This is a genomic window from Silanimonas sp. (assembly GCF_027530345.1).
Lineage (GTDB): Bacteria > Pseudomonadota > Gammaproteobacteria > Xanthomonadales > Xanthomonadaceae > Silanimonas.
The window spans coordinates 1-12605 of record NZ_JAPZQK010000040.1; the positions used below are offsets into that span (position 1 = coordinate 1).

At 71.2% G+C, this 12605-nt stretch carries 11 protein-coding genes; 9 read left to right on the plus strand and 2 right to left on the minus strand.

What is annotated here, in order from left to right; genetic code table 11:
• Positions 1 to 307 precede the first annotated feature (307 nt).
• The 4 genes from O9255_RS13845 to hemE all read left to right on the plus strand — a co-directional run bounded on the left by O9255_RS13845 (position 308) and on the right by hemE (position 3669).
• The gene (locus tag O9255_RS13845) at positions 308 to 1330 is read left to right on the plus strand and encodes an integron integrase (RefSeq protein ID WP_297867455.1); all 1023 of its coding nucleotides are present in this window, start codon (positions 308 to 310) and stop codon (positions 1328 to 1330) included.
• A 75-nt stretch (positions 1331 to 1405) separates the two neighbouring features.
• A complete protein-coding gene (locus tag O9255_RS13850; protein WP_297867456.1) occupies positions 1406 to 2224 on the plus strand; it encodes a transporter substrate-binding domain-containing protein in 819 nt (272 codons plus the stop codon).
• Positions 2225 to 2282: 58 nt separating this feature from the next.
• A complete protein-coding gene (locus O9255_RS13855; RefSeq protein ID WP_297867457.1) occupies positions 2283 to 2537 on the plus strand; it encodes a WGR domain-containing protein in 255 nt (84 codons plus the stop codon).
• Positions 2538 to 2619: 82 nt separating this feature from the next.
• The gene (hemE, locus tag O9255_RS13860; RefSeq protein WP_297867465.1) at positions 2620 to 3669 is read left to right on the plus strand and encodes a uroporphyrinogen decarboxylase; all 1050 of its coding nucleotides are present in this window, start codon (positions 2620 to 2622) and stop codon (positions 3667 to 3669) included.
• 18 nt (positions 3670 to 3687) lie between these two features.
• Here the strand turns inward: hemE and O9255_RS13865 are convergent, their stop codons facing one another.
• On the minus strand, positions 3688 to 7326 hold the full coding sequence (locus tag O9255_RS13865; protein ID WP_297867458.1) for a hybrid sensor histidine kinase/response regulator: 3639 nt from the start codon (positions 7324 to 7326) through the stop codon (positions 3688 to 3690).
• A gap of 110 nt (positions 7327 to 7436) precedes the next feature.
• Here O9255_RS13865 and O9255_RS13870 point away from each other — a divergent pair, with 110 nt between their 5' ends.
• The 3 genes from O9255_RS13870 (at position 7437) to O9255_RS13880 (ending at position 9273) form a co-directional block, all read left to right on the plus strand.
• Positions 7437 to 8108, plus strand: a complete 672-nt coding sequence (locus O9255_RS13870) for a YceI family protein (RefSeq protein WP_297867459.1) — start codon at positions 7437 to 7439, stop codon at positions 8106 to 8108.
• On the plus strand, positions 8086 to 8643 hold the full coding sequence (locus O9255_RS13875; protein ID WP_297867460.1) for a cytochrome b: 558 nt from the start codon (positions 8086 to 8088) through the stop codon (positions 8641 to 8643). Before O9255_RS13870 ends, O9255_RS13875 begins: the two co-directional genes overlap by 23 nt.
• A gap of 69 nt (positions 8644 to 8712) precedes the next feature.
• Complete coding sequence (locus O9255_RS13880) at positions 8713 to 9273, plus strand: YceI family protein (protein WP_297867461.1); 561 nt, start codon at positions 8713 to 8715, stop codon at positions 9271 to 9273.
• Positions 9274 to 9279: 6 nt separating this feature from the next.
• Here the strand turns inward: O9255_RS13880 and O9255_RS13885 are convergent, their stop codons facing one another.
• Positions 9280 to 9510 carry a glutaredoxin family protein gene (locus tag O9255_RS13885; protein ID WP_297867462.1) on the minus strand — a complete coding sequence of 77 codons (231 nt, stop codon included), beginning with the start codon at positions 9508 to 9510 and terminating at the stop codon, positions 9280 to 9282.
• A 48-nt stretch (positions 9511 to 9558) separates the two neighbouring features.
• On the opposite strand from O9255_RS13885, the gene O9255_RS13890 reads away from it, so the two are divergent.
• Both O9255_RS13890 and O9255_RS13895 read left to right on the plus strand, forming a co-directional pair.
• Complete coding sequence (locus O9255_RS13890; protein ID WP_297867463.1) at positions 9559 to 10941, plus strand: L-serine ammonia-lyase; 1383 nt, start codon at positions 9559 to 9561, stop codon at positions 10939 to 10941.
• Between the two features lie 94 nt (positions 10942 to 11035).
• The gene (locus O9255_RS13895) at positions 11036 to 12418 is read left to right on the plus strand and encodes an alkaline phosphatase (protein ID WP_297867464.1); all 1383 of its coding nucleotides are present in this window, start codon (positions 11036 to 11038) and stop codon (positions 12416 to 12418) included.
• Positions 12419 to 12605: the final 187 nt, after the last annotated feature.

Here is a 12605-nt window from a genome sequence, read left to right on the forward strand (position 1 = left end):
GTTGGACCAGTGTTTGCCCTCACAGCCCACCAAATGGCGAGCCCAATGAGCACCGGAATCACAACGAGAAAGGTGAGAATGATGAGCGCATTCAGTGCGAACACTTGAAACTCCTTGCGAACTTTTGGGGCTGCGCCTAACTACTTGTGTACCCCGCTAGGGGGTGTAGCAGAAGCCTGAAGGGCCACTGCGTGTCGGTCAACGGCCGAAATCCTACGCAGGATCAACACGATATCCGATGGCTGAGGGGGTTCGGGCATGCCAGCTTTGCGCCGAGAGCAACGGAATGCGCGGCGGGAATACCGGGATGAAAAAATCGGGCGGCGAGCCGGGGGTGCTAAAGGACCCTCGGGAAGTGGCGCTTAGTGCGGCGACGCCGAGGGAGGTGATCGACGCGGTTCGCCTCATGTTGCGGACGAAGCACTACAGCATTCGGACGGAGCATGCGTATCTCGGGTGGATTCGCCGGTATATCGCGGAGAACGGGCGAAGGCACCCTAAAGAAATGGACGGGCGAGCGATGGGCGCATTCCTCACTCGGCTGGCGGTGGAGGGTCGGGTGTCGGCGAGCACGCAGTCGCAGGCGTTGTCGGCGTTGCTCTTTCTGTATCGCGAACTGCTCGGGATGTCGCCGGAGTGGCTGGACGACGTGGTGCGGGCGAAGCGAAGCATCCGCGTGCCGGTGGTCCTCTCGCGCGGGGAGGTGGTGCGCCTGCTTTCGCGGATGCAGGGCCGCGAGTGGCTGATGGCCTCTCTGCTCTACGGCTCGGGCCTGCGCCTGATGGAGGTGATCCGCCTCCGCGTGAAGGATGTCGACTTCGAGCGCTGGGAGATCACGGTGCGCTCGGGCAAGGGCAACAAGGACCGCCACACGATGCTGCCGTCGAAGCTGGCCGAGCCGCTGCGTCGGCAGATGGAGGACGCGCGGGTCGAGCATGCGCGCGATCTCGAGGCGGGCTTCGGCTCGGTGTGGTTGCCGAACGCCTTGGCGCGCAAGTACCCGAACGCCGGCGAGGACTGGGTGTGGCAGTACGTGTTCCCGGCGTCGCGGCGCTCGAAGGACCCGCGCACCGGCATCGAGCGTCGCCACCACCTCGACGAGAAGGTGCTGCAGGCAGCGGTGAAGCGCGCCCGCGTCGAGGCGGGCATCCCGAAGCCGGTGACCTGCCACACGCTGCGTCACAGTTTCGCCACCCACCTGCTGGAGTCCGGCGCCGACATCCGCACGGTGCAGGAGCTGCTCGGCCATCGCGACGTGAAGACCACCCAGATCTACACGCACGTGCTGAACCGGGGCGCCGGGGGGGTGCTCAGCCCCTTGGATCGCTGATTTTCCCGATGCCGCCCGGGCCGCGGCGGCGGGACACTTCGAGCGCGAGTCAACGTCGACCATGAAGGCTGCGGCATGCCCTCCCCTGTCTGCTACTGCCAACCCCGCCCGCACCGGCCGGAGGCCGTGTCCTGTCTGGGCGGCGGTTGGCGGACCTTCGGCCTGATCCTGGCCCTGCTGCCGGGACTCGCCGGGGGCGCGGCCCCGTCCTCGCCGCCCCGTCCTGAGGCCCCCGCCGTGCTGAACATCGCGCGGGCCCAGGACTCCGCCACATCCGACAGGGTCTCAGCGATCCTGCAGCGGGCCTATGCGCGGGCGGGGCTGACGCTCCGCTTGGAGCCCCTCCCGGCCCCGCGGGCCTCGCAGCGCCTGGACGCGGGAAGGCTGGACGGCGAAGTGGCGCGCATCGCCCCCTACTTCGACGCGCACCCGACCCTGATGCGGGTGGGGCCGCCCCTGATGCAGGTGTCCTTGGTGGCCTACGTTCGCTCGGATGCCGGCTTCACGGTGCGCAACGTGGCGGACCTTCGTGGGCGCCGCGTGGGGATCGTGCGCGGGCTGCTGCAATCCCAGCGGCTGGTGGCGGGATTGGACCGCGTGACCGAAGTGACGACCGCCGTCCAGCTCTACCGCATGCTGGCCGCCGGCCGGCTGGACGTGGTCGTGGACGCCCCGATGGACCAGCGCCGACACACGGCACAGCTCGGGCTTCGGAACGTCGTGGAGCAGGCCACGCTGTGCGAGCAGCCCGCCTACCATGGCCTGCACCGGCGCCATGCGGCGCTCGCACCGCGTCTGGCCGCGGCGCTCGAGGCCATGCAGGCCTCGGGGGAGCTGGCAGCGCTGGCGGCGGTTGTCGAGCCGGCGTCCGCACCTCTTCTGGCCACACGCTGAGCGGCCGAGGCCGGTGCACGGGGCCGCGACGGCGCGGCTCCCTTACAATGCGCGCCCTATGCGCCTCTATCTGCAACAGCGCCCGACCGCCGGCGAAGCCCCGAAGTACGTCCAGCTCACGCTGGAGCAGGACCTGTTCGGCGGCTGGTTCCTTGTCCGCGAGAGCGGCACCACCGGCGCACGCCCCACGGTGAAGCGGGAGCAGTACCTCGCCCGCGACACCGCGCTCGCCGCCTTCGAATCGGCCCGAGACGCGCAGCTGAAGCGCGGCTTCCAAGTGATGTTCGCGCAAGGCGCGGACGCGCCCCGTTGATGGCGTCCCGCGGACGCCCCTCGTTGACGCCCGGAGGGCGACCGTGACCAACCTGCTGCAGAACGACCCGCTCCATAACGATGTGTTCCTGCGCGCCCTGCGCCGCGAACCCGTGCCACACACGCCCGTCTGGCTCATGCGCCAGGCCGGCCGCTACCTGCCGGAGTACCGCGCCACCCGCGCCAAGGCCGGCAGCTTCCTCGCCATGGCGAAGAACCCGGAGCTGGCCTGCGAGGTCACGCTGCAGCCGCTGGAGCGCTTCCCGCTCGACGCCGCCATCCTGTTCTCCGACATCCTCACCGTGCCGGATGCGATGGGCCTCGGCCTGTACTTCGCCGATGGCGAGGGCCCGAAGTTCGAGCGCACGGTGCGTTCGATGGCCGATGTCGACGCCCTCGGCACGCCGGACATGGAGACCGAGCTGCGCTACGTGATGGACGCGGTGCGGGTGATCCGCCGCGAGCTGCGCGGCCGCGTGCCGCTGATCGGCTTCTCGGGCAGCCCGTGGACGCTGGCCTGCTACATGGTGGAAGGCGGCGGTTCCGACAATTTCGCGCGCATCAAGGCGATGGCCCTGAACCAGCCGGCCACGCTGCATGCGCTGCTGCGCAAGGTGACCGATGCCGTCATCGCCTACCTCGACGCGCAGCGCCTCGCCGGTGCGCAGGCGATGCAGGTGTTCGACACCTGGGGCGGCGTGATGGCGCCGCACCTGTACCGCGAGTTCTCCCTGCCCTACCTCGTGGAGATCGCGCAGCGTCTGCCGCGCGGCGAAGGCGCGAACCACGCGCCGCTGATCCTGTTCGGCAAGGGCAATGGCCCGTATCTCGAAGAACTGGCGGCGTCCGGTGCGGAAGCGCTGGGCGTGGACTGGACCGTGTCGCTCGGCGACGCACGCCGTCGCACGGGCGGCAAGGTGGCGCTGCAGGGCAACCTCGATCCGGTGACCCTGTACGCGACGCCGGAAGGCATCGCCCGCGAAGCGGCGCGCGCGCTGGACGACTACGCGGCCGCCAACGGCGGCTCGCGCGATGGCCATGTGTTCAACCTCGGCCACGGCATGTCGCCCGACATGTCGCCGGAGCACGTCGCGGCCCTGGTGGCCGCGGTGCATTCGCACTCGCGGCGCTGAGGCGCCGAGCGATCCGGCTCAGCCGGCCTCGTCGGGGCGGCCTTCGCTGCGCGGGCGCGCGCGGCGCTCACCCTCGACGGGTGATCCACCACGTCGCGGGGCCGCGCCGATGCCATCCAGCGCTTCGGCCAGCATCGCGCCGGTGACCGGTTTGCGCAGGTAGCCGTCCATGCCGGCGGCGCGGGCGCGACGCTCGGAGACGGCGTCGGCGCGCGCGGTGACGGCGATCAGCGGCAGGGTCCAGCCGTTCTGGCGGATGAGCGTCGCCAGTTCGAAGCCGTCGACGGCGGGCAGGTCGAGATCGAGCAGGCCGACATCGATGCGCTCGGTCTTCATCAGGGTGAGCGCGTTCAGCGCCTGCGTGGCGTGGTGCACGCGATGGCCCTGCGCGCCGAGCAGCCCGAGCATCACCTCGGCGACGATGGGGTCGTCTTCCACCAGCAGCAGGTCGAGGCCCGGGCGCGCGGCCCCGGGCTCGGCAGCCGTCGGCCGATCGGTGTCGGGATCGACCGGCGCGAGCGCGGTGTCGGCGGCCAGCGGCAGGCGCACGCTGAAGCAGCTGCCCTCGCCTTTCGCGCTGCGCAGGGTGAGTTCGCCGCCCATGGCGCGGGCCAGTTCGCGGCTGATGGCGAGGCCGAGCCCGGTGCCGCCGTAGCGGCGCTGCGTGGTCTCGCCGTCGGCCTGTTCGAAACGCTGGAACAGCCGGCGCTGCTGCGCTTCGTCGAGGCCGATGCCGGTGTCCTCGACGTCGAACTGCACGCCGCCGCCCGGCAGCGGGCGCAGCGCCAGCGTGACGCGGCCGCGCTCGGTGAACTTGATGGCGTTGCCGCCGAGGTTGAGCAGGATCTGCCGCAGCCGCGACTCGTCGCCGCGAACGCGCGGCGGCAGGCCCGGCGCAAGCTGCACGGCAAAGTCGAGGCCCTTGGCCTGCGCGTTCGGGCGCAGCAGCTGGCCGACGTCGGTGGCCAAAGCGGCGAGGTCGAAGGCCTCGTCCTGCAGCAGCAGGCGGCCGGCTTCGATGCGGGCGAGGTCGAGGGTGTCGTTCACCAGCCGCAGCAGGTGCTGGCCGGCGCGCATCACCGTTTCGGCGCGCTGGCGCTGCGGCTCCGGCAGCGGGTCCTTCAGCATCAGCTCGGTCATGCCGAGCACGCCGGTGAGCGGTGTGCGCAGCTCGTGGCCGAGGTCGGCGAGGAAGGCGGTCTTGGCTTCGGAAGCCTGCTGCGCGACGCGACGCGCGTCCTGCAGGCCCCGCTCTTCGGCCTGGGCCTGCACGCGCCGCCGGTACATGAGGGCCGCGGCGCCCAGCACCCCGAGGCCGGCCAACGCGTACAGCGCCCACGCCCACCAGGCGCGCCACCACGGCGGCAGCACGTCGACAGCGAGGGTGATCGGCTCGGACCAGCGCCCATCCGCCCCGGCCGCGATGACGTCGAGCGTGTAGCGGCCCGGCGACTGCCGCGGCAGCAGGCGTTCGCCGCTGGCGCCAACGTCCACCCAGTCGGGGTCGTAGCCGTTGAGGCGGAAGCGGTAGCGGTGCGCGGAGGGATCGGCGAAGGACATCAGCCGCGCCACCACGCGGAGGTCGCGGTCGTCGGGCTGCAGGGTCACCACCGCGCCGGGCTGCACGGCAGCCACGGCATCGAGGTCGACGACGTCCTCGGCGCGGCGGACGCTGATCGACTCCAGCACCATCGTCGCCACCCGGGTATCGGGCTCCACCTTCATCGGATCGAAGACCACCGCGCCGCCGACGGTACCGGCGACCACCACGCCGTCGGCGAGCACGCGCGGCGGACGCAGGCCGAACTCGCTCTCGCCGAGGCCGTCGCCGGGGCCGAAGCGGCGGATGCCGCGGGTGGCCGGGTCGAAACGGATGAGGCCACGCACGGTGAACAGCCACAGCCGGCCGGCGGCGTCGCGCACAAGGCCACCGGCCTCCGCGCTCGGCAGGCCGTCGTTGCCGGAATCGACCTGGTCGACCTTCGTCCATGCGCCGGCCTCGCGGCGCCAGCGCTGCAGCAGGCCCGGGCGATACACCCACACATCGCTGGCGTCGACGAAGGCGAGGCCCTGCACGGGCCCGCCCTCGGCGGCAACCTGCAGCTGGAAGCGCGTGCCATCCCAGCGCAGCACGCCCTGCGCGTTGGCGACCCACAGGGCATCGTCGGGGCCGACGGTGACGGCCTCCATGTCGAAGGTGTCGAGCCCGTGGCCGCTGTCCGGCGCAACGGTGAGCGTGACGCGGCCTTCGGCATCACGTCGCTGCAGGCCGCCGCCGTAGCCGGCGACCCAGAGCCCGCCGTCCGGCAGCGGCACGAGGAAATCGATGGCCCCGCGCGGCGCGGCGTCGGGGCCGCCATCGCCGGGCCCCCAGCGTCGCCACGTGCCGTCGGCGTCGCGCCGCGACAGGCGGCCGCTGGCCGCACCCACCCACAGCGCGCCGTCGGCCGTGCGGGCCAGCGAGTAGAGCCGCACGTTGCCGAGTTCCGCGGGCGCGATGGCGTTGTTCTCGATGCGCTGGCGGGTGGGATCGAGGCGATCGAGGCGGCCCTCTTCGCCGCCGACCAGCACGCTGCCGTCGGCGTCTTCGGCCAGCGCGCCGGCCTGGCGCATCGACAGCCGTGCGCTTGGGTCGCTCTGCCGCGTCAGGGTGGCGAAGCTGCGCCAGTAGCCGGAGAGCCAGACGAGGCCGAATTCGGCATCGCCGAACCACAGGCCACCCTGGCGGTCGACGAGCATCTGCTGGTAGTCGCCCTCGGCGGCTTCCGGCGCGAGGAAGCGGCGCAGGCCCTCGCCGTCGTCGTAGTAGAGGCCACGCACGGTGTAGATCCAGCGCCCGCCGCGGCCATCGCGCTGCACGCCGTGCACGCGCGTGCCGGCGAGTTCGGCGTCCCACGGCGAGGGCGCGATGCGGCCGTCGGGGTTGCGCCGCCACAACCTGCTGCGCGCGCCGATCCACAGCGAACCGTCGGCTTCGGCCTGCAGGCTGGTGATGGCGTCGCCGTCGAGGCCGGGCACGGAGACCGGCTCGACGCGGCCGTCCACCCACTGCGCCAGCCCGCTGGCGGTGCCGATGAATAGGCTGCCGTCGGTGGTCGTCGCGAGGCTGACCACCAGCGCATCGGGCTCGGTGCCGGCGCCGGCGAGGACCGGGCCGTGCGCGCGCACGCGCCCGTCCGGTTCGCGCTGGAACAGGCCGTCGCCGAAGCTGCCGAACCACAGCGAGCCGTCGGGCGTTTCGGCGATGGCCCAGACATCGGCGGTGGCGAAGCCGGGCACGTCGTCGGAGACGAGCGGGCTGACCTCGCGGCGCAGGGTGTCGATGACGCCCACGCCGTTCTTGCCGAAGCTCAGCCAGACGCGGTCGCTGCGGTCGATGTGCAGCGTGTTGACGAGGTTGTCGGGCATGCCGCCGACGATGCCGGGGTTGTGCCGCCACACCCGCATGGACAGGCCGTCGAAGCGCGCCACGCCATCGTCGGTGGCGACCCACAGGTAGCCAGCGCGGTCCTGCGCGAGGCCGTTGATGCGGCTGGAGGGCAGGCCCTGCTCGATGCCGATGCGGCGGAACTGCGGGGTTTCCGGCACCCGCGCCACCGCGGCCTGCGCCACGGCGAGCCCCAGCATCCATCCGAACAGCCTCAGCATGCCGCGCATCGATCGCTTCCCTTTCGAACCGCCCTCGCGGCGGTGGCGCGCCATGCTCGCAACGCAGCATTGCGCCCGCAAGGGACGCCCGGCCCGGCACGGCGCCTAGAATGCCGGCCATGCACCCCCTCGCCCGCCACCGCCGGATCGCCCGCTTCGCCGCGCCGCTGCTGGGCTTGGCGCTGTTCGCGGGGGCCGTCGGTGCGGCCGCGCCGATCCCCGAATGGCGACTCGATCCGACCCATTCGCGGGTGGTTTTCGACGTCGACCACGCGGGCTTTTCCTACAGTCTGGCCACGCTCTCGGCACCGACCGGACGGCTGCGCTACGACCCGGAAGGCTGGGACGGCGCCGAGGCCACGATCGAGCTGGCGGTGGAGCGCCTCGATTTCGGCGACGCCGACTGGAACCGCGCGATGCTCGGCCGCCGCTGGTTCCGCGCCGAGGAGTTCCCGACGATCACCTTCCGTTCCACGCGGATCGAGCCGATCGACGAGCGCCATGCGCGCGTGCACGGCGAATTGACGGTGCGCGACACGACGGCGCCTGTGGTGCTCGAGGTGCACCGCAACGGCCTTCGCCGCCATCCGCTGACACTTCGCCGCACCGTCGGCTTCTCGGCCACCGCTGAACTCGACCGCCGCGCCTTCGGGCTCGACGGCTCGCCCAACCTGATCGGCTCGACGGTGCGCGTGCGCATCGAGGTCGAAGCCGTGCGCACGCGCCGGAGCCCTGCCGAAGCGCCCACCGAATCGCAGGAGAACGACGATGCCGATCCGCAACACGACTGAGCGCTGGGGCCATCTCAGCATTGCGCTGCACTGGGTCACCGTGGTGCTGATCCTCTCCCTGGTGACGGTCGGCTTCGTGATGGAAGACCTGCCGAACACGCCCTTCAAGCGCGACGTCTACCTGCTGCACAAGAGCGTTGGCCTGACGGTGCTGGCGCTGACCGCGCTGCGGCTGGGCTGGCGCTTCGTGCAGCCGACGCCGGCGCTGCCGGACGGCATGCCCGCCTGGCAGCGCTGGGCCGCGCACGGCGGGCATCTCGGCCTGTACGCCCTGATGATCGCCATCCCGGCCAGCGGCTGGGCCTACAACTGGGCCTCGAACTTCGCCACGCCCTACTTCGGCTGGACCCTGCTGGATCGCGCCGGCGCGGTGGACCGCGAACTCAAGGCGATCGCCGGCGTGGTGCACGAATGGGGCGTGTACGCCCTGCTCGCCCTGCTGGTGGCGCATGCCGGCGCGGCCTTCTACCACCACTACCAGCTCAAGGACGCGGTGCTGCGGCGCATGGCGCCGTGGATCAAGCCGGCGGCCTGATCACACCGGCCTCGCGCGTCGCTTCCCACGCTGCTCTCGACCTCTCCCCATTCCCTGACGACCCCCGCCATGCGCTTCCTGCTCGCCCTCACCCTGGCCCTCGCGGCCCCGCTCGCCCTCGCCACCTCGCCGATGGGCCCGGTGCGCTACAGCCACACCACCGGTTCGACCCTGGGTTTCGCGTCGAGTTACGACGGTGAAACCTTCGATGGCCGCTTCGCGCAATTCACGACCGACATCGCCTTCGATCCGGCGAGCGCCGCCGGCCGCTTCGACGTGGTGATCCAGCTCGCGTCCGCGGGCACCGAGAACGACGAGCGCGACGAGACCCTGCTTGGCGCCGAGTTCTTCAATGCCACCGCGATGCCGCAGGCGCGCTACCAGGCCACGGCCTTCCGCAAGCTGGCCGATGGGCGCTTCGTCGCCGATGGCACGCTGACGCTGCGCGGCATCACCAAGCCCGTGCCGCTCACGTTCCGATGGACGCCGGGCGCGACGCCGAAACTCGAAGGCACGGCCACGGTGAAGCGCCTCGAATTCGGCATCGGCACCGGCGACTGGGACGACACCGAGGTGATGCCCGACGCCGTAGCCGTGACGACGCAGCTGGTGCTACAGCCGAAGCCCTGAGGGCGCTCAGCCGGCGCGCAGGAAATCGCCCACCGCGACGATGTCGAACGGCCACGCCAGCTCGGCACCGGTGGCCTCGTCGCGCAGCACCGGTACGCGCGTGCCGTAACGGGCCTCCAGCGCCGGATCGCCGTCGATCCACACGCTCTCGAAGTCGGGCGCACCCGCGCCGGCGAGCACGTCCAATGCGGCATCGCACAAATGGCAGTCGTCGCGCTGGTACAGGGCGAGTTTCATGGCCGTTAGACTAGGCGCCCTTCCTGAACCGTCGCCGTCCACGCGCCCATGGCCGTCAGCCTCTTCGACATCTTCAAGATCGGCATCGGGCCGTCCTCCTCGCACACCGTGGGTCCGATGCGCGCCGCAGCGCGCTTCCTGGAGCGGTGGCTGCAAGAGCCGGGCCAGCTGGGCACGGTGGCGCGGGTGCGCGCCGAACTCTACGGCTCCCTGGCCCTGACCGGCCGCGGCCACGGCACCGACAAGGCCGTGCTGATGGGCTTCGAGGGCCACTGGCCGGACCGCATCGACCCCGACGTGATCCCCGGCAGCCTCGAGCGCATCCGCGGCAGCAAGCGCATCCGCCTGATGGGCACGCACGAGATCGCATTCGACGAGAAGCGCGACCTGGTGTTCAACAAGCGCGAGAAGCTGCCGTACCACACCAACGGCATGCGCTTCACCGCGTTCGGTGCCGACGGCGAGGTGATCGCCACGCGTGACTACTACTCGGTGGGCGGCGGCTTCGTCGTCAACACCGACGAAGCGGCGGAAGACCGCATCGTCGCCGACACCACCGAACTGCCCTACCCCTTCCACTCGGGCGACGAGCTGCTGGTGCGCTGCAAGGAGAGCGGCCTCTCGATCGCGCAGCTGATGTTCGAGAACGAGAAAGTGTGGCGGCCCGAGGCCGAGATCCGCGAAGGCCTCGATCGGATCTGGGACGCCATGCGCGCCTGCGTGGCCCGCGGCACGCGCGAGGAAGGCGTACTGCCCGGCGGGCTGAAGGTGGGGCGCCGCGCGCCGTCGATGGCACGCGACCTGTCGAGCCGTCCCGAAGCCGCGCTGCGCGACCCGCTCACCATCCTCGACTGGGTGAACCTCTACGCGCTGGCGGTGAACGAAGAGAACGCCGCCGGTGGCCGCGTGGTCACCGCGCCGACCAATGGCGCGGCCGGCATCATCCCGGCCGTGGGCCACTACTACGAGCGCTTCTGCCCGCAGGCGAGCGCGCAGGGCATCCACGACTACCTGCTCACCGCCGCCGCCATCGGCATCCTCTACAAGGAAAATGCCTCGATCTCCGGCGCCGAGGTGGGCTGCCAGGGCGAAGTGGGCGTGGCCTGCTCGATGGCCGCCGCCGGCCTCACCGCCGCGCTGGGCGGCACGCCGGCGCAGGTGGAGAACGCCGCCGAGATCGGCATGGAGCACAACCTCGGCCTCACCTGCGATCCCATCGGTGGCCTCGTGCAGATCCCCTGCATCGAGCGCAACGCCATGGGCGCGGTGAAGGCCATCAACGCGCAGCGCATGGCGGCGCGCGGCGATGGCAGCCACAAGGTCTCGCTCGACAAGGTCATCAAGACCATGCGCGACACCGGCCGCGACATGCAGGACAAGTACAAGGAAACCAGCCGCGGCGGTCTGGCGGTGAACGTCATCGAGTGCTGAGGGCATGACGCACGGCAAAGCGGCCCACGGATTGACCCGGAACGGTCACGCCACCGACATATCGTCAGGGGTTTCCTCACCGGAGTTCCGCCCGATGGCTGCCCGTCCCGTCCGTCCTGCCGCCCTGCCCCGCCGTCTCGCCTTGAGCCTCGGCCTGGCCACCGCCCTCGTCGGGCTCGCCGGCTGCCAGCCCGCGGCCGAACCCGCACCCGTCGCCACGCCGGGCCCGGCACTCGATGCCGCGGCCACCGCGGGCCCACGCAGCGCGATCTTCCTGCACCCCGACGGCATGGGGGCGAACACCTGGATGGCCACGCGCCTGATGCACGTTGGCCCCGATGGCCGTCTGGCCTGGGACCAGCTGCCGCGGCTGGCGATCTACGTCGGCCCGAGCATCGATTCGGTGAACCAGAGCTCGAACGCGGGCGCCACCACGCATGCCTATGGCGTGCGCGCCAAGCTCGACAGTTACGGCGCCATCGACGGCGCGACCCCGACGGCCGCCTCCGGCAAGGCGCAAAGCCTGATGGTGGAAGCCAAGTCCGCGGGCAAGATGACGGCGATCCTCAACTCTTCCTCGCTGACCGAGCCCGGCACCGGCGCCTTCCTCGCCAGCGTCGCCAACCGCGACGACGAGGCCGAGATCGCCCGCCAGATCCTCGCCGCGCAGCCCGACATCGCGCTGGGCGGCGGCGAGAGGTTCTTCCTGCCGAAGGGCGTGAAGGGCGTACACGGCGAGGGCGTCCGCGAGGACGGCCGCAACCTCGTCGAGGAAGCGAAGGCCGCGGGCTACACGGTGGTGTTCACCGCGGACGAACTCGCCGCGCTGCCGCCGGAGGCCACCAAGGTGCTGGGCCTGTTCGCCGCCGAGGAGACCTTCAACGAGGCCGACGAGGCCGGCCTTGCCGCTGCCGGCCTGCCGCCCTTCCAGCCGCAGGCGCCGCGTTTCGACGCGATGCTGGCCTTCATCCTGTCGCGCGTGAAGAGCGCCCCGAACGGCTACCTGATCGTCGGCAACGAAGAGGCCACCGACAACCTGAGCGGCGAGAACAACGTCCCGGCCACGCTGGAAGCGGCCATCGGCGCCGACCGCGCCATCGCACTGGCGCTGGCGGAGGCAAAGGCCAACCCCTCGCTCACCGTCGTCGTGGCCTCGGATTCGGACAACGGCGGCATGAACGCCACCAGCGACGACCTCAACGAGCCGGAAGATCTGCCGCGCCCGCTGCCGGCGCGCACGGCCAGCGGCTCCCTGCTCGACAGCGACAAGGGCGAGCCCTTCCTGACGCCGACGGACGCGAACGGCAACCGCATCCCGTTCTACATCACCTGGGCCAGCGATTCGGACAGCGCCGGCGGCACCGTGGCGCGCGGCATCGGCCCGGGGGCGGTGAAGATCGAAGGCACCATCGACGCCACGCAGGTCTACAAGGCGCTCTACCTCGGCCTGTTCGACACCGACCTCGACGCGAAGTAAGCCTTCGGGGAACCCGCCGCGCGCTGCGCGGCCGATCGGAAGCAACGAAAAAGGCGCTGTTCGCGTTGATTGTTGATCGTCTCGAACGGTGAGCCGGGGTGGGAGCACGGTTTAGAAACGGCCCGAGGACTTCGGGCGTGGAGAAGCCGGATGCGTGCTCGAGAACTGAAGCGTTGGTTGGCGGAGG